Genomic DNA, 23,531 nt, shown 5'->3' with positions numbered 1-23,531 from the left:
GCACCCATGGGAGAAAGTAAACAAGCATCAAGAAAGAAACACACCAACGAACAACTCATTCCATATCAGTGGTTTTGGACTAATGTCTATGGGGAGCGCATGGGGTTTTTGGAGTGGGTAAAATCTCGGCCTTTTACAATTTTTTATTTATTTGTTGTTTTTTTTCTATTCGGTTTTCTTGGAGAAGCAAATACAAGACATTGCGATACTTGGCAAGAGGTGTTCGCTTGTGATCGAGCAATTTGGATGATTAAAATGGTAACTGAGCCCTTCAACTATGTATTGAGTTGGTTTACAGCACCATTCTTTCATAATGGAATTGATCATATATTGTTTGTGGCCATTTTTGGTTTCTTGATGCCGGTACAATCATTCGAGGTTCAAAATGGAACAAAGTTTACGGTAATAATTTTCTTTTTGGCCTACGTTACAGTAGGTGTATTTTTCGGTGTTTTTTTTAATGTAGGGATTTATTACTGGCCGGATGTAGATTTTTTTTCTTCAGGATTTGAAAGAAATTGGATGGGAGGCTCTGTTGGATTTTATGCTATTATTGGAGCGCTGATATATCTCGCCAAAAAACCTTGGGTATTGTTAATATCATTGGTCAGTTTTGAAATTCTCAATTTAGTTGTAATTGGTATTTCTGTTCATATCTCTTTTATCCATATTGTTTCTTGTATGAGCGGTATGCTAACATCGAGGCTATTGCGCAAATTTTTGATAAATGAATAACAAGAAACCAACAAAAGAACAGTTGATTCCATTTCAATGGTTTTGGACTGATCAATTCGGTGATAAAATGAGCTTTCTTGGATGGTTGAATTCTAGGAAATTTTCAATTATTTATTTAATTGTAATCTGGAGTATTGTATCAATACTTGGATTTGCTTCTACCTGGGATTGCGATACATGGCAAAAGATATTTGCATGTGACCGAGCAATATGGTTAGGGAAAATGTTGACCGACCCAGTTGATTATGTTTTGAGTTGGTTTACCACTCCATTTTTCCATAATGGAATTGATCATATTTTGTTTGTTTCAATATTTGGGATAATGATGCCTGTACAGTCATTCGAGGTACAATACGGCACTAGACCCACGTTTATTATTTTCTTTGTGTCGTATATTATTATTGGCATATTTTTCGGGTCATTTTTTAATCTAGGCCTTTCTATTTGGCCAGACAGCCATTTTTTCTCTTTTGCTTTTGCAAGGAATTGGATGGGTGGTTCAGTAGGTTTTTATGCTTTTTTTGGAGCACTATCCTATTTAAGCAGAAAGCAATGGATTTTACCGCTTTGTGTAGCTTGTTTTGAAATATTCAATTTAACAGTAATTGGTATTGATATTCATATTTCATTTATTCATACCATTGCTGTTACAGGAGGTTTTTTCACATGCCTGATATTGAAGCGCAAGGGAATATTAGTTGCGAATTAGTACCTAATATTCTGTGATTTGTACCCAAACAAATACTTCTAAAATTCTCAACTTCGCAGCTATAAAATCGTAAAGATTTACCGTACTCAAACCGTAAAAAAATCATGGTAAGCGAAAATGAGGAGATCAAAATCCCTCAATCTGAATTACCCCGAGTAGTAGTAGTTGGAGGAGGCTTTGGTGGCCTCAGATTCCTAAAAAAATTGGATTCCAACAAGTTTCAAATTGTTCTACTCGATCGATACAACTATCACACTTTTCAACCCCTTTTGTATCAGGTAGCTACAGCAGGTCTGGAGCCGGATTCCATCGCTGGTCCCTTGCGGAAAAGCTTCCAAAATAGGAAGAATTTCTATTTCAGGATGGCTAGTGTGAATCGCATAGATGAAAAGAATCAGCAAGTAGAGACCAACATCGGGAAACTAAAATATGACCGCTTGGTATTGGCTTGTGGTTCTTTGACCAATTTCTTTGGTAATGATGAGTTTGAGCATAAGAGCTTCCCGCTAAAACAAGTCCCTCACGCATTGAACTTGCGTAGTCAAATTCTTCAGAATTTTGAAAAAGCTGTACTCAAAACGGATGAGAATGAAATGCAGCGATTGATGAATTATGTGATCGTTGGAGGAGGACCTACTGGGGTAGAAGTGGCTGGTGCTTTAGGAGAGTTGAAGAAGCATGTGCTGCCGAAAGATTTTCCCGAACTGAACCTAAATAAGATGCAAATCTATTTGGTGGAGGGTCAAGAGCGTTTGCTAGGGGCCATGTCCGACTATTCGGGAAAAAAAGCCTTTGACTATCTCAAGAAATTTGATGTCAATATCTATGTAGGCAAAATCGTAAAGGCCTTTGATGGCGAAACGGTAACCTTGAATGACGGCATGCAAATTCCTACGGAAACGTTAGTTTGGGCCGCTGGTGTAAAAGGCAACGCCATTGCTGGGCTTACGCTGGATATTACACCTGACAAGCGTTTCAAAGTGGATGAATACAGTAGAGTATCTGGCTTTGAGAATATCTATGCCATTGGTGATGTGGCGAGCATGTCAACAGAAAAATTCCCTAAAGGGCATCCTATGCTGGCACCCGTAGCTATTCAGCAAGGAGAACTTCTGGCTAAGAATCTGAATGGATTGAAAAAAGGCAAGCCATGGAAGGCGTTTACCTATACAGATAAAGGAACAATGGCCACTGTAGGCCGAAACAAGGCAGTAACCGAACTGCTCGGAAAATTCAAGTTTGGCGGATTTATGGCGTGGCTGACTTGGATGTTTGTGCACTTGATTCTTATTGTAGAATTTAGGAACAAGATTGTAATTTTCGGCAATTGGCTCTGGAACTATTTTACTTATGATAGAGGCACACGGTTGATCATTCGCCCATTTGTGAAGCACAAAGCCAAGAAAAAAGAGAAACCAAAGGAGGGAGAAGGGGCTTTAGTGGCTTGATCATTGGACTGAGGAACATTTCCAAAGTTCGACAACTTTGGAAATGATAGCCTTATTGAATTCGTCTATCCAATCGACCAGTCATTTCACCACTAATAAAATGATGGTGGCGCAATCCAAGGGTTTCTATAAATTTGGCATGTATGCAAATGACTAAGCAACGTGCCTATTGGTTGTGCCAAATCATAGGGTGGTCCACCTGGGGACTACTCAACTTCGCTGTGTTGGTGATGCAAAGCAACAAAGTCACCTTTACTGATTTCTTTGGTGCTGTTTTTCAAGTAGCTTTTTATATAGGTTCTTCTCACTTTTTAAGATCATTGATCAAAAAGAAGCAATGGTCTACTTACTCATCGATCCGTCTGATTCCAAGGATTCTGGTTTCGAACGTTGTGCTTGGTCTATTCAATTACTTCTCTTTGATTCTGGTGTCGTATCTGATGGGTACTTTGATGTGGTCGGTGGAGATGAAACCAACTCACATGATTTTCGGAATTTTAGGGCCGACAGCTATGTATTTTTTGTGGTCTCTCGTGTATTTTACTTATCATTATTTCGAAGAGTACAACAAATCCTTGCAGTATGAGACAGTTATTCGAGACACAGAACTCAATAACCTCCGTGCACAGCTGAATCCTCACTTTATTTTTAACGCACTGAACAGTATCAGAGCCTTAGTAGATGAAGATCCAAAAAAATCTAAATCGGCCATTACACAATTGTCTAATATTCTTAGGAACTCCCTTCAGGTAGATAAAAAGAAGTTAGTGTTGCTACAAGACGAGATGGCCACAGTAGAAGACTATCTGAGTTTGGAGTCCATTAGATACGAAGAAAGGTTGAATGTAGAATGGGAAGTGAGCAAGCGTACGCATAAAATTAAGATCCCTCCGATGATGATTCAGACTTTGGTAGAAAACGGAATCAAACATGGAATATCTAAATTGAAATCTGGAGGAACCATAAGTGTAATGGCAAGAATTGAAGGCGACTTTTTGGTCGTTCAAATTAGAAATTCAGGTGTATATTTAAATAACAAGCCTGCCAAAAAAAGTGGATATGGTTTGAGCAATACAAGAAAGAGGATTGAGCTGATCTATGGAGGGTTGGCCCGATTTACCATCAAAAATGAATCAGAAAACACGGTACTGACCGAATTGGTTTTACCCAAAGGATACTAGATATGAAGGCAATAATTATAGACGACGAAAGACTCGCAAGGAAAGAACTAACCTCTTTGTTGGCTGAGTTTCCAGAGATAGAGATTGTAGATGAGGCCGTCAATGCAGATGATGCTGTAGAAAAAATACAGAAACATGATCCCGACTTGATCTTCCTCGACATTCAGATGCCTGACAAGACTGGGTTTGAACTATTGGAAATGTTAGAAAAAACACCTTTGGTGGTTTTCACTACGGCCTATGATCAGTTTGCTATTAAGGCTTTTGAGTTCAATGCCTTGGACTATTTGCTTAAACCTATTGATACGGACAGGCTGGCCAATGTAGTAAAGAAGGTTTTGGATCAGTCAGCTAAACCAGCACCCGTTGTGACCGAGTCTTCTGAAAAATTGAAAGCATCAGATCAGGTGTTTGTTAAAGATGGAGAGAAATGCTGGTTTGTAAAGTTGGAGAACATCCGGCTATTTGAATCCGACGGCAATTACATCAAGGTGTTTTTTGATGGCTTTCGTCCTATGATTCACAAGTCTTTAAATGCCCTTGATGAGAAGCTCGATGATAAATCATTTTTCAGAGCCAGTAGAAAGCACATTATCAATTTAGGGTGGGTTGAATCGATTGAGCCGTGGTTTAATGGAGGCTTAATGGTGCAACTCAAAGGAGGAGATAAAGTAGAGGTGAGTAGAAGGCAGGCTTCAAAATTTAAGGAGCGAATGAGTCTCTAACCTTCTCGTACCCGTTCCATCAATTCGGCTTGAATATCCCAATCCTTAGCGAGATTTATCATAGCGGTTGCTTCCATTTCCGTCATGTATCCCTTCTTATGATTGTCCTGCCAGACGGCAATTAAGTGATCCAGTTTCTTCTCTTTGGGCAATACACCAATCACTTTATTTAAGAACTCTCGAGCTCGCTCAAAGGCAGAAATAAAATCTTCAGCAATGAAAGCATTGGCCCAGTCCAACTCCCGATGAGCATCATACTGATTGGCGCTTTCATCAAGCAGGGCTTTTTCGTCTTCATCCAAACCGTGATAGTGGAATATCAGTGATTTGAGTAACATTAATGCTCTTTTTTCTTGTCTGGTCATTCTAAAAGCCTACTCTGTTTTGTTCTGCTTGTTTGGGTGCTGGAAAATTTCTACCAGCTTACTTATCTAGGATAAGCTTACAATTGTCATTAATAAATGATGAATATAATCAGATTATAAGTTTTTCCGTAATGAAATCCGCAAGTAATTTCCCATTTGATGTCAGGCTTAAGAAATTACCGTTTAATTCCAGCATATTCTTCTGAATAAACTCATTGATTAGAACTCTTCTTTCTTTGATCAAATCGAAATCATGGATTTGTTTAAGGTCAGCATGATTGATCCCGTCTTTTAGCCGGAGTTGAGTAAGAATCGCTTCATTGACTTGGTCCTCGGCACTCAATTTTTCGATTGTAAAAGGCAGCTTGTCAGATTGAATGCTTTTGATGTATTTAATATTATGAGCGTAATTGAATTGTCTTTCTACTCCGTTATAGGAGTGAGCAGCAGGACCTAATCCCAGGTATTTCTTGCCGTGCCAGTATGACGAGTTGTGTTTGGATTCAAAGCCCTGAAGGCAAAAGTTGGAAATTTCGTATTGCTCATAGCCTACAGCTGCAAGCGTGTCCATGATCAGTACCAAGTGTTCAGCAGCAAGGTCTTCGTCTAAAGGAGTTAATTTGTTTTGCTTTTCCCACTTGCCAAACACGGTGTCTTCTTCTATGGTTAGTCCATAAATCGAAACATGAGGTGTGTTGAGTTCAAGCGCTTGCTCAAGGTCATTTTTGAGAGCCTCCAAAGTTTGGTTGGGGACGCCAAATATCAAATCAATCGATATATTCTCAAACCCGATTTCACGAGCGTACTTTACTGCATCAAGTGCCATTTTAGAATTATGAGCACGATTGAAATAAGATAAAATTTGGTCGTCAAAAGATTGTATTCCTATGCTCAGCCGATTGATTCCAGCAACTTTTAATTCTTCAAGCTTCGGTCGGCCCAGGTCATCAGGATTTGCTTCCAAAGTAATCTCTGAATTTTCACTAATCTGAAAATTTTCGTAAATCTTGTGTAAGACATCAGACAATTCTTGAATGCTAAGAATGGAGGGAGTGCCACCGCCGAAATAGATGGTTTCTATGGTTTCTCCAAGAAGATAATCTTTTTGTAATTCAATTTCCTTCAGAATTGCTTCGATTAAATCTGATTTGGTGTTTAGATTGGTAGAAAAATGAAAATCACAGTAATGGCAGGCTTGTTTGCAATAAGGAATATGAATGTAGATTCCAGCCAAGGCGTAAGAATGATAGTGAGCCGCTAATGTATAGACATTTTCTAAAACATATTGCTTCTTTTTGTCTCGCTCTCGGGATAGTCAATAGCGTCGATGCTCAAACTTCAGATTCTATCTCTATGATTGTTGTTTTTGAAGGAATTGATCAGAAGTACTTACCGAAAGTTTCAAAGGCTGATTCAATAGAAATTGAATGGATGAAAAAGACAGTGATCACTGACATGCGTAGAGATGGTTTTTGGTTGGCTAGCCTAGATTCTGTAAGATACTCGGAGGATACGTTAACCATATTTGGCTACCAGGGCAAATCATTTGATGTTATCGAGGTCTCTATTACAGATAATAAAAGTGGACTGAATAGCCTTTCTCGATTTCCAAAAATCAAATCACATCAAATTTCTTCTCCTGATCAAATAGAGGCAGAAATTGAAGAACTTCTCGATTACTTAGATGCTAGTGGTTATCCATTTGCCAGCTTTACTGTGGATTCAACTCATCTTTTAGGAAACCAACTTCATGTATATCTTCAAATGGATTTGGGCTCAAGGATCATTTATGATAGTTTGCAGGTAAGCCCATCAGGACTAGTTAAGCCGAGTTTTTTGAGTAAATACCTGAGACTAGACTATGGAAAAAACTATGATGAAAGAGATCTTGAAGAGGTTAAAGCCAGGATTCAACATCTTCCTTTTTTGTCCTTGGTCGATATGCACACCTCCTTTCAGCTAAAAAAAGCCAAAGTGACGTTAGAGTTGGAGCCTCGTAAGGTCAATTACTTTGATGGAATATTAGGGTTGGTGCCAGGCAGAGATGGGGAGGGAGTTGAAGTTACAGGCGAGCTTGATTTGAGCATTAACAATTTGTTTCAGTCCGGCAAAAAAATTGATATCAACTGGACAAAACTGGAGCCAGGTTCTCAACAGCTTCACGCTTCCTACCTGCACCCCATTTTGTTGGGCTCACCGCTGGATCTTTATTTTGCTTTGGATCAAATCCGTCAAGATACCATTTATTCCAATCGTTCATTAAAGTTGGCTTTTGATTATCGTCCGACTAGACAGGTGAGCATGCGCATCAGTTACGAAAGTTTATTGGGCAACGAATTAGATAATCAGTCTGGAGCGAGTGGCGATTTTGATATCGATTATTATGGATTGGCTGTGACTTGGTATCAATTGGATCAGCTCTATAATCCTAAGGAGGGCTTTAAGATTGATTGGAATGGAAATATTGGTAGAAAATCAGTCATCAATTCGAACGCCCCTATTCCTGAATCCACCCAGTATAGATTGCAGTTTACGCTTGAGGCATACAAAAGGATTTCACCCAGATCAGTGATTTATTTGGCCTCACAAAATGGATTAATATTTAATGACTACCTCTACTTGAATGATTTGTTCAGATTGGGAGGTTTGCAAACCGTACGAGGTTTCAACGAGTTGGAATTTTTTGCCTCTAAATATGCTTTGGTGAATTTAGAGTGGAGGTATTATTTGGATGCAAATTCTTATCTGGTAGCTTTTTATGATCAGTCATTCCTTGCTTATGAAATTTTGGGTGGGGACTACTCAGACAACCCTGCTGGACTTGGCGCAGGTATGCAATTCATGACAGAACGTGGAAATTTTAAGATTCTATATGGATTGGGAAAAAGAGACGGAGAGTCGTTTTCATTTGCTAATTCCAAAATCCATTTTGGTTATACCGCCATTTTTTGAAAAGGTATTGACTTTTGACTTACTTTGAGCCAAACTCGAACTAGCACATGATCGAATCCATACTGATATTTTTCTGGGCGCTTCTTATTTCAATGTTCTCTATCCCCACCATTATTAGCGTGGCGCACAGCAAGCGCATACTGGATGAACCGGACTTTAGAAAATTTCATGATATCAATACACCACGTTTGGGCGGGTTAGCCATCTTTGCTGGCTTCATGACTGGAGTAGCCATCTTTGGACAGATGTCTCTCGGTATACAGCAGCTCCTTGCAGGCAGTTTGATTATTTTCTTCGTAGGGGTGAAGGATGATATAAATGGTGTTTCTGTTTTCAAGAAGTTTTTTGTTCAGGTGTTGGCTGCCGGTATTGTGCTCTTTTATGCGGATATCAGAATTTCAAGCTTCCAGGGCTTCATGGGTATATATGATCTTGAGGTTGGTATGAGTTATGCATTTAGTTTTCTGGTTATACTATGTATTACCAATGCGGTGAACCTTATTGATGGAGTTGATGGTTTAGCCGGCTCTATAGTCATAGTAATTTGTATGGCTTTTGGAACTTACTTTTACCTTCAAGGAGAACCTAGCTATGCTTATGTATGTTTTGCACTGACAGGAGCTATGGTTGGATTTCTAAGATATAATTTACTCAATGCAAGGGTTTTTATGGGGGACACTGGTGCCTTGGTAAGTGGATTTATTATATCAATACTAGCTATTCATTTCATTGAGATGGACAAAGTCGCTTCGGCTCCGGCTTTAGCAATCGGTATTCTCTTTATTCCCATTTTTGACACCATTAGGGTTTTTATCATTCGAGTATATAGAGGCGTTTCTCCTTTTATGCCAGACCGAAACCATGTCCATCATTATCTCTGTGATTTAGGGCTCTCTCATTTACAGGTTGTCTTGGTACTTGTTATTGTCAATCTCTCGGTTATCACTTTTACTATTGCCTTTTCTGATTTAGGGAATTCTGTATTGCTCATTGTTGTCGGTCTATTTGCTGTGATTAGTAGCATTATCTTAGAATTTTTAAATCGGAAGAAACTGCGGACAGATGACTAAGCAGATCTGCATTTGGGTCTATTTGGGCAGTTTGACCCTTGCCTCTGGAGCGAGCGCTTCTGATATAGAACTAAAAAATTTGCGATGGGGTTGGGAGGTGTTTGATCAGAAGGCTCAGCACTATATTCCGTACTTTAAACAACCAACCACTGATGCCATTCGATTCAAGGTAGACCTGAACAAGTACCGAAACTCACACCTTAAACTCACCTTGCCGGAGAAGCACTATGTTTGGATTCAGGAAAAATTGGTATTTGCAACCTCATCTCCAGAGACTAAATACTTTGCACTGGATAGTCTATATCATATTTATCAAGTCGGTAATTTTTATGTGTCGGTTTATAGTGAGGAGCTAGATGGTAATAATATTGCTTCAGTGATTATCAATAAGGAAGATGAAGGGATTTCAGCGCTTGAAAAAACGACTTATCTGGAAAGAAAGAGTAATGAAAGGCAGGATCTCTTTATTATTATATCCATTGCCACGATGTCTTTGATAGCTGTATTTAGAGCATTTTATTCTAGACTATTTCATGAATATTTATCCATTGGGAAATCGTTACAGTTACGTCAAAATTTTGAATTGGCTATTGCCCATGCACCGTTGGCTTGGCCAAATATTGGCTTTATTATATTCTACTCAATTTTGATCGGTAGCGCTGCAATGACATGTGATTTATTCGTTCCCGACTCTAGTCTGGTCTTTCCATTTTCAATAAAACATGAGAATAGCGTTTACTTGGGCTTAAAGGTTTCGGCTTATTGTTTTACATTCATTATAGCTAAGTTGTTGCTGATTACTGCAGGATCCGAGCTGTTTAAGTTGAAAAAAGTGAGGTTAGTTCATTATTTTACCTATTTTCGTCTCTCCCTAATTTTAGCTTTAATCAGCTTTTCATTTAGTATAATCAATGGGATTTTTGGTGGATTATTGGTCAATGAATGGTGGAATTGGATTCAGCTGATTATTGTTTTATTCTGGTCAGGGCGCCTTGTACTAATCTATTTTGTTTTAAATAAGATTTATACCTTTCGAAAACTTCATTTATTTTCTTACCTTTGCAGTTCAGAATTGATCCCACTATTACTATTCTTTAAGATTTTCTTAAAATAGTTACATAATAGTTTTCAAATAGGTACATCGGAATGAGCGAAGAATTATTGATTGAAGACAAGGCTAGGCTAAAGAAAGTATCCAGCATTTTAGTATCTCAACCAAAGCCAACAGGTGACAAGTCACCTTATTTTGACCTTGCAGAAAAGTACAATATAAAAATTGACTTTAGGCCTTTTATTCAAATCGATCCAGTCGATATAAAGGAGTTTAGGGCTCAGAAAATTGATATTTTGAAGCATTCTGCTGTGATTTTTACAAGTAGAAATGCAGTAGATCACTTTTTCAGATTAGCAGCAGAAAGTAAAGTGGAGATTCCATCTGACATGAAATATTTCTGTATTTCAGAGCAGACAGCTAACTATCTTCAGAAGTATATTGTTATTAGAAAAAGAAAGATATTTACTGGATCGAGAACGGCAAGTGAATTGATTGAAGTGTTGAAAAAACACAAAAATGAAAAATACATTTTCCCTTGTTCTAATATCAGAAAAAATGACATTCCTGATTTTCTTAATGAAAATGGGTTCGATTGTACAGAGGCAATCATTTATAAAACCGTAGCTAGCGATTTGTCGGATTTGGCAGATGTTAATTATGATATCATTGCCTTCTTCAGTCCTTCAGGGATAAACTCATTAATGGTTAATTTCCCTGATTTCGAACAGAAGAAGACAAGAATAGCAGCTTTCGGACCTACAACAGCCAAAGCTGTAAGGGATGCAGATTTGATTTTAGACATTCAGGCCCCATTGCCAAATGCCCCTTCAATGACGGGAGCTTTAGAATACTACATCAAAAAGGCGAACAATATTTAAGTTCAGCTAATTTGTGCTGATCGAGATAAGGGTATTTTCAATTTTTGATTATTATTACATAATACGTTGTTGCTAAACGTCATTGTAATTCAAAGCCCTTATGAGGAAATCTATATTTATGTTGATTGTTTTGTTGACCAGCGGTTTTACATCGATGGCTCAACAAGATCCTCATTTTACACAGTACATGTTCAATAAGTCTTATTGGAGCCCAGCACTAACAGCCCATGATGGAAAAGGAAGTGTAAGTGTTTTAAGCAGAGCACAGTGGATTGGCTATGAACCAACATTTGAAGAAGATGGAGGGGCCCCTTCCACTCAATTTCTGAATTTCTCAACTCCCATCTCTTTTAAAGAAATGCCTTTAGGATTAGGGGTAAATGTGATTTACGACAAGCTTGGTGTACTAAACAACATGGAAGCGCAAGTATCATTAGCCTATCACAAAGCCTTGAATAGAGGTACGCTTAGTTTTGGAATTAGACCCGCATTCGTAAATCGTACACTTGATTTTTCGAAGCTTCGATTTGTTGATCCTTCGGATCCGAAAAATGTTCAAACCAAGGAGTCTCAAGCTGTTTTTGATTTGGCTTTTGGTATGAGCTATTCCACCGAAAATTATTTGCTCGCAGCTGGAGTTAATCATTTGTTGAGGCCTGAGTTGAATTACGGTCTAGATGCCTCAGGCAATGTTAGCAACAAGGCAAGCATGATCTATAATCTGTATGGTGAGTATAGTTATAGACTTACCTATAATATAGACTTGACACCTTCTTTGTTGGTCGCTAGTGACTTAAACACGTACTCCATAGACTTGAGCGTCATAGCTACTTACAATAAAAAAATATGGGGAGGATTAAGTTATCGAAACAATGAAGCAATGGCCTTATTAATGGGTTATTCTTTTTTGGATAACAACCAACTCAAGGCCGGTTATTCGTTCGATTATATCATTAAGGATCAATCAGCCAAACAGCCAACCTCTCATGAAATTTTCATACGATATGATCTGCCATCCATTTCTACTGGTGCCAAAAAGATTATACGCACGCCTAGGTTCAGGTATTAGATAGGTAATTAGTTAGTTAGAAATAGTTGTAAAGCAGGTGCTTTTCTTATTTTAGCGGAGTGAAATAAATTTTGTTCAAGAATTAATGTATCTTGAATTGTAAAGATTATATTTATGGTTTAATCCGTGCAATATATTTTGTGTATACTTGTTATGTTAAAGTATGAATGTTATAAAAATTGTGTTATGAATAAATTTAGTGTGAGCCAAATTTTTTCGTTTCTTTTCTTATCCATAATTCTTGTTGGTACCCAAAGCTGTAGCCTCTTAAATATTTTTGGAGGAGGTAAAGGACAAGCTATAGATAGCAATGGAGAATTGATAGGAGCTCAAGGACGAGAAGGTTGGGAAATGACTCGGCCCTTCGGTATGGTTGCTATTCCTCCGGGAACATTCCATATGGGACAGGCGGATGAGGATGTTGCTGCTACTCAAATCAATTACAATAAGCAGGTAACAATCGGACCATTTTATATGGACGATACAGAAATTACAAATAATGAATATCGACAGTTTATTGAAGATATTACTGAGGGATCAGAAACTGATCTGCCAGAAGGGTTTGTTGTTGAGGACTTAGTCCCGGATTCTTCTGTTTGGGTTAGAGACTTTACGCACCACATGGGAGATCCAATGATGGTCTATTATTGGTCGCATCCAGCTTTCGATAACTATCCTGTTGTTGGCGTAGATTGGGAGGCTGCTAAGTACTTCTGTAAATGGAGAACAGATCATTTGAATAACTTTAGAGCAGATCGTGGTTTATTTCCTATGCCAAACTTCAGATTGCCATCTGAGGCAGAGTGGGAATATGCTGCAAGAGGAGGAAGAGACATGAACAAGTACCCTTGGGGTAGCCCTTACATTAGAAATAAGAAGGGATGTCTTCTTGCCAACTTCAAGCCGGGAAGAGGTAACTACTTTGATGATGGCTTTGCTTATACTTCACCAGTAGGAACCTTCTTTGCTAATGATTACGGACTGTATGAAATGTCTGGAAATGTTGCGGAGTGGGTAGAAGATGCATTTAACCCTTCGGCTATGCCGTTGGTTTGGGATTTGAATCCGACTTACTTTGATGATGACGAACCTAAGAAGGTGATCAGAGGAGGCTCTTGGAAGGATATAGCTTACTACCTTGAGACCGGAACTAAAACTTACGAATTTAAGGATTCTACCAGAGCATCTATTGGTTTTAGATGTGCAATGACTCATTTGGGTCGATCTGGCGGGAATGAATTTTAATTATTAAAACTGTATTAAATAACCTAAAATATTAAATAATATGAGTGCGAAAAAAGGTGGATTTAAAGAGCTTTTGTTTTCAACAATAATGCCTAAGGTATATGGCATTGGAGCTGCTGTAGTAATTGTTGGAGCCATGTTTAAAATTATGCACTGGCAAGGTGCTGGAGAAATGCTAGTTATCGGTTTGAGTACTGAGGCGGCTATTTTCTTCTTAAGTGCATTTGAGCCAAAACATGCTGAAACTGATTGGTCTAAAGTATATCCAGAACTAGCGGATGACTATGATGGACCTAAGGCTCAGCCAAGAGCAGCTGTACCAGCTGCTACAGGAGGTGCTTCACAGCAAATGGATAAAATGCTCGCAGAAGCAAAAGTAGGCCCCGAGCTGATTAAGAGCTTAGGCGACGGCATGAGGAACATGGCCGAATCTGCTAAGAAAATGTCCAACTTAAGTGATGCCGCAGTTGCTACAAACGAGTATGCGACTAACGTGAAAACGGCATCTAAGTCGCTCATCGAAATGAATAAATCTTACGCCACTACTGCTACTTCAATGTCGGACATGGCAAATGCTTCTAAAGACGCTTCTGAGTACCACTCACAGGTGAAAAACGTTACCAAGAATTTGGGAGCACTTAATGCAGTATATGAAATGGAGCTTCAGGATGCGAACAGTCATGTTAAGGCAATGAACAAGTTCTACTCAAATGTAACTTCTGCAATGGAAGGTATGGCTGAAGCGGCTAAGGATACTGAGAAATTCAGATCAGGAATGACAAGTTTAAATACCAATATCACTTCATTGAACAAAATTTATGGAAGTATGTTGGCAGCTATGAGAGGTGGGGGAGATACTTCATCAGCTAAATAAGTTAAATAATTTTTTAACCTTAAAAAGCGAAAATTATGGCTGGAGGTAAACAATCCGCAAGAGACAAGATGATTGGCATGATGTACCTGGTACTGACTGCCCTATTGGCTCTGCAAGTAAGTAATAGTGTTTTAGAGAAGTTTATTTTCATTAATCAGGCTTTTGAGCTTACTAATGAAGAAAAAGTCACTAATAATGCTAAAAAATTAGAGAGTATCCAAAATGCGGTTTCCGATGCTGGTAACAGGGAAAAGGATGTGGCTGTTATGACTAAAGCTCAGGAGGTGAGAGCGGAAACAACTCAAATCCTTAAAATGTTGGAGGTCTATAAAGAAGAGCTTATTACCAGAACAGGTGGCATTCAGGATGGTGTTTATGTTGGACAAAAGGATATTGATGCTCCTTCTGCCCTTTTTGTAAATGAAAAGGAGGGCGACAAACTAAAGGAGAAACTAAATGGTTATTCAAAATTTCTTAGAAATATTACTGGAGATGAAGATATAGGGGATCTTGCTAAAGATGCTAAGGACATTCCAGTATTCGCCAAAGATCCGAACCAAAACAAAAAGGGTTTTGCCGATTTAAATTTTGGCCATAATACTCCAATGGTAGGAGCACTCGCTTCTTTAAGTCAGTTTCAGTCAGATGTTATTTCGGAAGAAACAAAAGCACTAGAAGATTTGGCACGACAAGTAGGTGCAGAAGATTTGAAATTTGATCAGATTGTACCGATGGTTAAACCTCATTCTAAGGTAGTAGCCGCAGGCACTAAATATGAGGCAGATCTTTTCATTGCGGCTTCATCTTCTTCAGTGTCACCTACAATGACTGTAGATGGTAAAGAAATAGAAGTTGTTGGAGGAATGGGTAAGGTATCTTTTACCGCTACTCCTGGTAACTACGATAAATCTGGTAATGCAAGCAAATCTTTCATCGGTGCGATTAGCGTTAAGATGCCAGGTGGAAGAGATACTACTTTTGTTGATACGATCGAATACATTGTTTCTAAGCCGGTTATGCAAATTCAATCAGCTTCTGTTCAGGCATTGTACTTGAATTGTGGAAACGAATTGGACGTACAGGTGCCTGCAATGGGTACAGCGTATAACCCGTCTTTTACCACTAAAGGGGGAACCAATATTAAGGGAGCCAATAAAGGAGAGGTAGTAATTATACCAAAGTCTGCTAAAGTAACGTTAAGTGTTTCTAGTAATGGGAACTTAATTGGTTCTCAAGACTTTAAAGTGAAGAGAATACCTAAGCCGGAAATTGTGGTTTATGGCAAAGGAGGACCGGTCAACTTGAAAAGAGGAGTTAAAGGCCCACCAAGATCTTTGAAACTGACTGCTCAAGCAGATGAGTCTTTTGCACAATTCTTGCCAAAAGATGCGAAGTTTAGAGTAGCTCAATCTGAGGTTAACTTGGTAAGAGGAGGTAGATCAGTTGGAAGTGTAAGACCTAAAGGTCCAGACTTGAACTTATCTTCACTAGCGGGTCAGGCTAGAGCAGGTGATGCTTTGGTAATTGAAGTTAAAAAGGTTCAAAGAAGGAATTTCAAAGGTGAAATTGAAAACTTCCCTAACTTTGGTCCTAAGATCATTACGATAAGAATAAACTAAACAATAGGTTATGAAGAAATTTTGTTATGTAATTGGCCTTTTTGTATGTTTTACGTTGCTCAATGTTGAATTGAGCGTAGCTCAGGAGAAAGCGGATGGCTATAATAAAGATTCCGTTTATCCTGTCAATGAGGCATATAAAATGTTCAAAAAAACCGTTTGGAGAAGAATTGATTTGGAGGAAAAACAAAATGCTCCATTCTTTTCTAGAAATGGTGAATTATCTACGATTTTGATTGATGCAGTGAAAGCTGGATTGTTATTTCCTTATACAAATGATTCCGTGAATACAAGGATGTCAAAGGAGACATTTTTGGAAAACATGAAATTTGAAGAGGAAGGTGGTGGCCTTACTCAAGAGGAAATTGACATGGGTTTTGGAGCTGAGTCTGATGATGACTTCTTCGGTGGAGGAGGTGATGAAGGTGAAGAACCAGAAGAGGAAATCATGGATACGAACGAATTTGCTACTAGAGATTTCTCTATTGCAGAATTGAAAGAGGAGGTTTATTTTGATAGAATGAGATCAAGAATTTTCTACGATATTCAATCCATTACTTTATTCCTTCCTGCAGATAAAAATCCAGCATTATTCGAAAAACCACTAGCGTCCTTTAAGTATAAAGATTTGGTAGCGCTTTGGAGAAGTATGCCGGACGAAGCAATATGGTACAATGCTCAAAATATGGCAGAGCATAGAAATATGGCAGATGCATTTAATCTGAGATTGTTCGGATCAAACTTGACTAAGATTGCAAATCCTAGAGATGATAGGATCGTCGATATTTATACGAAGTCGAGAAGGGATGCAATATTAGCATCTAAACAATTGGAATACGATATGGTTGAATTTGAGAACGAACTTTGGGAGTTCTAATATTTAACCACGCACTTATAATATTTAAAGGGATCAATTTGATCCCTTTTTTTGTATATGCTCCAAAAGTATTTTGGCCTTGGCTTTTCCTATTTCTTTGATTAACTCCTCAGGTGAGGCTTGACGGATTTTTTTATAGGATTTGAATTTAGTGAGTAGTTTTTGTTTGGTTTTATCACCAATGCCAACCACTTGATCGAGCTCTGAGACTACTTGTGATTTACTCCTCAATGATCTGTGAAAGGTGATAGCAAATCGATGTGCCTCATCTCGGAGTTGTTGTATGAGTTTCAGAGATTCAGATTTTTTACTAATGTGTAACGGAATACTATCTTCAGGATAGTAAATTTCTTCCAATCTTTTGGCTATACCTATAATCGGTATCTCCGTGTAGATATCTAGTTCTTTGAGTGCATCGCATGCTGCGTGCAGCTGACCTTTGCCCCCGTCAATCACGATTAGATTTGGAAAGGGAGCATTTTCTTCCTGTAGTCTCTTGTACCTTCGGAAAACAATTTCCTTCATTGAGCCAAAGTCATCAGGGCCTACAACCGTTTTTATTTTAAAGTGTCGATAGTCCTTCTTTGATGGTTTTCCGTTTTTGAAACATACCATTGATGCCACAGGATTAGTTCCTTGGATATTTGAGTTGTCAAAACATTCGATATGATTGGGAATAGACTTCAATTTTAAGTCTTCCATGAGTTGTTGAGTGACGCGATTTTCCTTTTGCTTTGACTTTTCTGCTTGAGATAGCGCTTCTTTTTTATGGTAAAGTGCATTTTTCAAAGAAAGTTCAACAAGCTTCTTTTTATCACCAATTTGGGGTACTATGATTTCTACAGACTCATTCCAATACTCAAAAATTTTGTTGGTTAAGATAGTGTTGGAAGTACTGCCGAATCTTTCTCTCAATTGTAGAATTAAAGACTCGAGTATTTGTTCGTCAGTTTCATCTAGTCGCTTTGAAATAGTAAGTGAATCGGAAATATTGATGATACCATTATCTACCCTCATGTAATTCACAAATGCCTTTTTATCTAAAGATGTGATAGCGATAACATCTAGTCCTTTCAATTTTTTATTGACAACTACGGTGCGAGACTGAAATTTATCAAGAAAGTCGATTTTTGATTTGTATTCTTGGGCGGTTTCAAACTCTAATTCTTCAGCTGCCGTTTTCATAGAAGTCAAGAAGTGATCTTTTACGATCTTCAGGTGGCCTTTAATGATATGACGTGCCTGATCAATTTCTTTGAGGTACGACTCCTCAGTTTGTAAGCCCTCACAAGGACCCAGACAATTACCAATATGATATTCCAGGCAGACTTTAAACTTTTTATCAGCTACATTTTTTTCTGAGAGTATGTAGTTACATGTACGAACTTTATACAAACTGCGGATTAACTCGAGTACATTGTTGAGGGCTTTCACACTGGTGTAAGGACCAAAGTACTCTCCTTCATTTAGCTCATCTCTTCTTGTGGAGAATATTTTGGGAAATCGTTCATTTGAAATGCAGATAAAAGGAAAACTCTTATCATCCTTCAATAGGATATTGTACTTAGGCTGGTTTTCTTTAATGAGGTTATTTTCGAGTAAAAGCGCGTCGTACTCGGAATCTACTATCACATACTCGATATGATCTATTTCTTTGACGAGTTTTCGAGTTTTTAGACTATTGCCCTTTTGCTTATTGAAGTAGCTTGATACTCGTTTCTTAATGTTTTTAGCTTTGCCTACATAGATTAATACTTCTTGATTAAAATACTTGTAAACCCCAGGGGAGTTTGGTAATGTTTTTAGGTCAATAGGGGATTTTTCTTGGGTCAATTATTAAAAAAATTAAATTCATCTTCAAGTTGATCTATTTCGTGAAAAACAGAATCTTCCTTGATACTACCTCCTTCATATAGGTCACAGTCTAATTCTACGCCGAGTGGCGTACTAGGTTTTTTGAAATAGCCTTTTTCCACTCCTGTTCTAGGGTCGTTATATACTTTGAGCATAAAATTTTCCCAGATAGGACGAGCGGTTTTTCCACCCTGACCCAAAGCCCAGTGTTTGAAGTGAATACTTCGGTCATCACCTCCAACCCATGCACCAGCCACCAGGTCGTGGGTCACACCCATGTACCAACCATCTGAGGCGTTTTGCGTGGTTCCTGTCTTAGCACCAATCTCGTTGTTCTGTTTTAAACGGTAATCCAGAGCATGGGCGGACCCCCCTCGCTCTTCCATGGCACCTTTAAGCATATGGAGCATTAAATAGGCCGTCTTTTCGCTCAGAGCTTCTCGCCTTTTGGGTATGAAGTCTTGAATGACTACTCCATTCTTGTCTTCAATTCTTGTAATAAAAAAAGGCTGTGTCCACACTCCTTGATTAGCAAAAGTTGAATAAGCACCTACCAGTTCATATAAGGAAACCTCACCTATGCCCAAACAAAGAGCAGGAACAGCAGGTAAAGGACTTTCAATACCGCAAGTGTGAGCCATATCTACGGCGGCCCGAGGAGTGATTTTTTGCATAATTCGGGCGGTTACTGAATTGACAGATGCTGCCATGGCACGTCTAATTGTCATGGTTTCCCCGGTGAATTTTCCATTAGCGTTCTGCGGCGTCCAAGTTGGTTTTTCAGGATCGTCCATCATCCAGGTAACTGGCGCATCTACAGCAGTGTAGCAGGGTGAATAACCCAGGTCAATGGCGGCAGTATAAACAAAAGGTTTAAAGGTCGAGCCTGGTTGACGTTTACTTTGCTTTACATGGTCAAATTTGAAGTATTTGTGATTGATACCACCTACCCATGCTTTTATGTGACCTGTTTGAGGGTCCATGGCCATAAAGCCTGATTGAAGAAAATGCTTGTAGTATTTCAACGAATCTATCAAACTGAATGTGGTATCAATTTCTCCGCCCCAGCTGAACACAGTCATGTCTCTCGGATAATTTAGCCAATAATCTAGGGAGTCAGAATCTTCTCCATATTTTTTGGCTAGAGATCGGTAATTAGGCGTACGCTTGATGGCTTTATCAACAAAGTCTAAAATTTCATTACCGTCTTCATCTATCCAGGGAGCATCACCTTGTAAGTGATTGATAAATACACCTTGGAGTGTATCCATTTCTTCTGCCATCGCTTGCTCTGCATATAGCTGCATGCGACTATCTATGGTAGTATAGACCTTCAATCCATCGGCAAATAGGTCATATCCATTCTTTTTAGACCAACTCATCAAGAAATTCCGCATCACAGTTCTGAAGTAGGTGGCTAGTCCTTCGTTTTGATTTTGAACTTTGTATTGGAGTCCGAAATCTGATATCTTCAACGAGTCATAGGCCTCTCTATTGATTTTTCCATATTTGAGTAGGTTGTAGAAAATTTCTGTTCGCTTGTCCAGGGCGAACTCAGGATTTCTAATTGGATTGAATTTAGTGGGCTTATTTATTAACCCAACCAAGATTGCGGATTCCTTATAGTTCAATTCACTTGGAAGTTTGTTGAAATAAGTCTGGGCAGCTACTTTAATGCCATAGGTATTATTTCCATATTCAATGGTATTGAGATACATGGCCAGAATTTCCTCTTTGGTATAGGAAGCCTCCAGTTGGACTGAAACTATCCACTCTTTCATTTTGATAATGAAAATACCTAAGCCAGGTACATCACTTAGTTTGCCTCCCAAGTCGCGGGTTTTGAAAAGGTTTTTAGCTACCTGTTGTGTGAGAGTACTTCCTCCACCAGCATTTCTATTTCCCATAAGGATAGTCTGAAAGAGCACACGGCCGAGTCCTCTCAGGTCAATCCCAGAGTGTTGTGTAAATCTTATGTCCTCTGTAACCAGTAGTGCATCAATCAACTCTTGTGAAAGCTCATTGTATGAGACTTCAGTTCTGTTATGACGGAAGTATTTACCCAGCGAAACACCATCAGCAGAAAACAATTCAGACGAGAGGTCAGGATCAGGTTTTTCTAAAGATTTAGTACTTGGCAGCCCACCGAATAGTCCGAAGGCATCAATCTTGATTGAATAAAACATGAAGAAGATAGCCAGAACTCCAGTGGCAAGTAAAATCCAAACTAATGCGATTAGCCTCTTGTATTTATTCATTGCTGGTAATTTTTCCTGTAGAACTTAAGATACGTGTCCAATTCCTTTGTTTGGTAAAGTATATTGAAGTTGTCTTTTGTGATTACGAAATTATAGAATTTGCCAGTCTTATTAATTTTTTCAGCTGGCTTTTCAGTCTCTACTTCTTTGTTGAAGTTTATGGCCGTTTCCTTGTCCGAGAACTCTGATATTAGAATCATTGAGTACTCCTCATCCAGAATGAGATTTCCAATGTTCAAAGGACTATCCTCTGTAATTAGGGTCTTGAAATATTGAGGAAGTGCATCTGAAAGTTCCTGATCCGTTTGATAGGCAAATATGAAAAAATGAGGTTTGTCAAGTTTCGGGATAAACTTAGCTCTTGTACTATTGACCAGATTAATTTGATATTGTTCTGAAGCTGTTACCAACGAATCGGCATAAGGTAATAATTCACTTTCGGTATAAGTGGTTATAAAATTGTTTAATTCATACTGGTACTTATATATGGACTCGGATTTTCCTTGAACCAATATTTTCAATAGTGCCATATTGTCTACAAAGTCATTGTCGGGATATTCTCTGAGACCATCATTGATCAAGGCCATGGCTTCTTGGTAATCGCCCCCTTGGTAGCTGCTGTAAGCCTGTGCATAGATTTGTTTAAGCTTTTCACTTGCCGCTTGTGACTCTGCTCTATAGTTAGGGTTGATTACGATCTTCGCATAGATACTTTCTGGTGCTTCCTTGAGTAAAAGGTTTTTGTATCGCTCTGATTTAGGAATATTTTCTAGTTCTTTAAAAATGATGTAGAGCAAATACATAACTTCATGTCTATACTCGGAATCTGGGAAACGAGTAAAAAGACTTTCATAGGTTTGAGATGAGTTGTGTTTTTCATTTAAGTCAAAGTTGTAAATTTTTCCTAGTTGATATGTGGCTTCTTCTATTTCGTCCAATAGCTTCTGTTTGTCTTCTTTGGTTTGAGGCAAAGTGGCTATCAACTCAGACTTGTCAATTTTAAATTCATCTTCATCTTCTTCCGAATCTTCATTAGGTGGTTTTTCGCCATCGGGTCCGAGGCCACCTTCCTCATCACTACCGGATATGCTTGCCGTACTGTTCGACCTTCGCCAGTTATCTTCCAGTTTGCGGTCACCCCAGATCCTTTTAAATTCCGATTTACCCCTAGATACAGCCGTAGTGTTATAGAAATACCATGTAGTGCCTTCATAGTTGTTGGCTCCAATGCCTCCAGTATTCTGTGAAAAGGCACTTGAGCTGTTGGCAGCAAGCCTGGCAGCATTCCTTTTTCGTTTTTTCTCCTCTTCACGACGCTGCATTTCAGCAGCTTCTTCCTGAGCGATGTAGGCGTCCAGAAATCGGTCCAAGGAATCAGGAGGCAAATTGGTCAGGTTAAGCAAGCTATCATTAACTTGAATGATGGTGTACTGTTCAACAAAATTTTCCAAAATTTTCTGACGAGCTTCAATTTCCGCATATTCAGCTTCATCCTTTGGGAGTACACTTAATGTACTGTCGTAGTATAACTTAGCTAGTTTGTACTCCGCTAGACTATCATAATAGATCTTTCCAAGACTTAAATAGCTATGCGCTTTTTGTCTGTTGTTGTTGACGCTGGATCGAATAGATGAGTTGTAGTAAGCAATGCCTTGATCCAAATTGCCATGTCGAACTTCAAATTTGGCCATTTCATAGTAGATCTTGTCTTTGAATTCTTCATTCTTTCGGTCTCTAAGCAGTTTTCTAAAGTACTTTCTTACTTTTTTGGCATCATTAGTTTTGGCTAATTGTGTCACCTGAGCCATGTTCAGTTTTGTATAAAATGACAATTCATATGGAGGATTGTTCTTCAATGTTTGCTTATAGTACTTATAGGCTTCGCCATCGAAGCCTAAAGACTGATACACTTGTCCAATGATGAAATTGATTCGCGCTCTTTCTTTGAAATTGGTAATGAGATCTTCGGCTTGAATCAGGTTCTGAACCATGTTGTTATAATCCCCGCTCTTTTGGTATAGGTAACCTCTAGTGAGATAAAGGTTTTTGAGGTTTTTCTTATTGAGCTTTTCTTTTTTCAAGTAGTCGGAAACAGCAATAGCATTATTACTTTCCTTATATTCTACAAATGTTCTCATGAGCGCAACTAGAGCCTCATGTTTGGCATTGTCGTCTTTTCCTTTGGTGTTTACATATTTAAATGTCTCGACTGCATTTTGATAATCTAGGCTATAAAATCGAGCCTTTCCTACTAAAACATAAGAGTCGTCTTCCCACTTAGACCCTTTGTGTCGTTGGATGGCGAGAGACGCCTTTTCTATACAATCTTCGATTTGATCAGAAAATGAAGCGGCAGCAGTAGAGTCGAATTGTGGAAAAATGGGAAGTATAAGATTGTAATTCCATTCGTATTGATCCTCTATCGTTTGTTCAATGGCTTTTATATGCTCCAAGGCAATGAAATATGCATTATAGTGAGCCGTCATATTGTGATAAGAGTTACTCATCACGTTATTTTTTTCCGGAGCACAGGAACTCAATAGAACGGCAAGGCCGAGCAATAGTATTAGACTTCGATGGATCAAATTCAATGTTTTCGAATAAACGCCAATTCAAAT

19 protein-coding genes are annotated in these 23,531 nt (G+C 38.6%); 14 read left to right on the top strand and 5 right to left on the bottom strand.

Annotation, left to right across the window (positions count from 1 at the left end):
- The first annotated feature begins 6 nt into the window (after positions 1 to 6).
- The 5 genes from ACO6S2_RS00785 to ACO6S2_RS00765 all read left to right on the top strand — a co-directional run bounded on the left by ACO6S2_RS00785 (position 7) and on the right by ACO6S2_RS00765 (position 4,798).
- Entirely contained in the window at positions 7 to 735 is a 729-nt protein-coding gene (locus ACO6S2_RS00785) for a hypothetical protein (protein WP_422360607.1), read from the top strand.
- Entirely contained in the window at positions 728 to 1,444 is a 717-nt protein-coding gene (locus ACO6S2_RS00780) for a hypothetical protein (protein ID WP_422360606.1), read from the top strand. Before ACO6S2_RS00785 ends, ACO6S2_RS00780 begins: the two co-directional genes overlap by 8 nt.
- Before the next feature lie 104 nt (positions 1,445 to 1,548).
- On the top strand, positions 1,549 to 2,892 hold the full coding sequence (locus ACO6S2_RS00775; RefSeq protein WP_422360605.1) for an NAD(P)/FAD-dependent oxidoreductase: 1,344 nt from the start codon (positions 1,549 to 1,551) through the stop codon (positions 2,890 to 2,892).
- A gap of 143 nt (positions 2,893 to 3,035) precedes the next feature.
- Positions 3,036 to 4,073, top strand: coding sequence for a sensor histidine kinase (locus ACO6S2_RS00770; RefSeq protein WP_422360604.1), 1,038 nt, complete (start codon positions 3,036 to 3,038; stop codon positions 4,071 to 4,073).
- 2 nt (positions 4,074 to 4,075) lie between these two features.
- Complete coding sequence (locus tag ACO6S2_RS00765; RefSeq protein WP_422360603.1) at positions 4,076 to 4,798, top strand: LytR/AlgR family response regulator transcription factor; 723 nt, start codon at positions 4,076 to 4,078, stop codon at positions 4,796 to 4,798.
- Here the strand turns inward: ACO6S2_RS00765 and ACO6S2_RS00760 are convergent.
- Together ACO6S2_RS00760 and hemW are read right to left on the bottom strand one after the other, a co-directional pair.
- Positions 4,795 to 5,136, bottom strand: a complete 342-nt coding sequence (locus tag ACO6S2_RS00760) for a hypothetical protein (RefSeq protein WP_318170060.1) — start codon at positions 5,134 to 5,136, stop codon at positions 4,795 to 4,797. The two genes, ACO6S2_RS00765 and ACO6S2_RS00760, sit on opposite strands and share 4 nt — an antisense overlap.
- Before the next feature lie 136 nt (positions 5,137 to 5,272).
- A complete protein-coding gene (gene hemW / locus ACO6S2_RS00755) occupies positions 5,273 to 6,397 on the bottom strand; it encodes a radical SAM family heme chaperone HemW (RefSeq protein ID WP_422360602.1) in 1,125 nt (374 codons plus the stop codon).
- Positions 6,398 to 6,516: 119 nt separating this feature from the next.
- Here hemW and ACO6S2_RS00750 point away from each other — a divergent pair, with 119 nt between their 5' ends.
- The 9 genes from ACO6S2_RS00750 to gldN all read left to right on the top strand — a co-directional run bounded on the left by ACO6S2_RS00750 (position 6,517) and on the right by gldN (position 16,801).
- Positions 6,517 to 8,115 carry a BamA/TamA family outer membrane protein gene (locus tag ACO6S2_RS00750; protein ID WP_422360601.1) on the top strand — a complete coding sequence of 533 codons (1,599 nt, stop codon included), beginning with the start codon at positions 6,517 to 6,519 and terminating at the stop codon, positions 8,113 to 8,115.
- Between the two features lie 47 nt (positions 8,116 to 8,162).
- Entirely contained in the window at positions 8,163 to 9,185 is a 1,023-nt protein-coding gene (locus ACO6S2_RS00745) for an MraY family glycosyltransferase (protein WP_422360600.1), read from the top strand.
- A complete protein-coding gene (locus tag ACO6S2_RS00740; protein ID WP_422360599.1) occupies positions 9,178 to 10,299 on the top strand; it encodes a DUF4271 domain-containing protein in 1,122 nt (373 codons plus the stop codon). The genes ACO6S2_RS00745 and ACO6S2_RS00740 overlap by 8 nt, the downstream gene beginning before the upstream one ends.
- Positions 10,300 to 10,331: 32 nt before the next feature.
- Positions 10,332 to 11,117 carry a uroporphyrinogen-III synthase gene (locus ACO6S2_RS00735; RefSeq protein ID WP_422360598.1) on the top strand — a complete coding sequence of 262 codons (786 nt, stop codon included), beginning with the start codon at positions 10,332 to 10,334 and terminating at the stop codon, positions 11,115 to 11,117.
- Between the two features lie 100 nt (positions 11,118 to 11,217).
- Positions 11,218 to 12,186, top strand: coding sequence for a type IX secretion system membrane protein PorP/SprF (locus ACO6S2_RS00730; protein ID WP_422360597.1), 969 nt, complete (start codon positions 11,218 to 11,220; stop codon positions 12,184 to 12,186).
- Between the two features lie 186 nt (positions 12,187 to 12,372).
- The gene (locus ACO6S2_RS00725; protein WP_422360596.1) at positions 12,373 to 13,431 is read left to right on the top strand and encodes an SUMF1/EgtB/PvdO family nonheme iron enzyme; all 1,059 of its coding nucleotides are present in this window, start codon (positions 12,373 to 12,375) and stop codon (positions 13,429 to 13,431) included.
- Positions 13,432 to 13,471: 40 nt separating this feature from the next.
- On the top strand, positions 13,472 to 14,305 hold the full coding sequence (gene gldL / locus ACO6S2_RS00720; protein ID WP_318170068.1) for a gliding motility protein GldL: 834 nt from the start codon (positions 13,472 to 13,474) through the stop codon (positions 14,303 to 14,305).
- Between the two features lie 35 nt (positions 14,306 to 14,340).
- The gene (gldM, locus tag ACO6S2_RS00715; protein WP_422360595.1) at positions 14,341 to 15,924 is read left to right on the top strand and encodes a gliding motility protein GldM; all 1,584 of its coding nucleotides are present in this window, start codon (positions 14,341 to 14,343) and stop codon (positions 15,922 to 15,924) included.
- Positions 15,925 to 15,934: 10 nt separating this feature from the next.
- Positions 15,935 to 16,801: a gliding motility protein GldN gene (gene gldN / locus ACO6S2_RS00710; protein ID WP_422360594.1), complete on the top strand. Its 867-nt coding sequence runs from the start codon at positions 15,935 to 15,937 to the stop codon at positions 16,799 to 16,801.
- A 33-nt stretch (positions 16,802 to 16,834) separates the two neighbouring features.
- On the opposite strand, the gene uvrC is transcribed toward gldN, so the two are convergent.
- Genes uvrC through ACO6S2_RS00695 form a run of 3 tightly spaced genes read right to left on the bottom strand, consistent with a single transcriptional unit; the run spans position 16,835 to position 23,420 of the window.
- Complete coding sequence (gene uvrC / locus ACO6S2_RS00705) at positions 16,835 to 18,634, bottom strand: excinuclease ABC subunit UvrC (RefSeq protein WP_422360593.1); 1,800 nt, start codon at positions 18,632 to 18,634, stop codon at positions 16,835 to 16,837.
- Positions 18,631 to 20,913 (bottom strand): transglycosylase domain-containing protein, encoded by a 2,283-nt coding sequence (locus tag ACO6S2_RS00700; RefSeq protein WP_422360592.1) that lies wholly within the window; start codon positions 20,911 to 20,913, stop codon positions 18,631 to 18,633. Before ACO6S2_RS00700 ends, uvrC begins: the two co-directional genes overlap by 4 nt.
- Complete coding sequence (locus ACO6S2_RS00695; RefSeq protein ID WP_422360591.1) at positions 20,910 to 23,420, bottom strand: tetratricopeptide repeat protein; 2,511 nt, start codon at positions 23,418 to 23,420, stop codon at positions 20,910 to 20,912. Before ACO6S2_RS00695 ends, ACO6S2_RS00700 begins: the two co-directional genes overlap by 4 nt.
- Positions 23,421 to 23,531: the final 111 nt, after the last annotated feature.

Source organism: Reichenbachiella sp. (genome assembly GCF_965233835.1).
Lineage (GTDB): Bacteria > Bacteroidota > Bacteroidia > Cytophagales > Cyclobacteriaceae > Reichenbachiella.
This window is presented reverse-complemented; position numbering and strand designations above follow the sequence as displayed.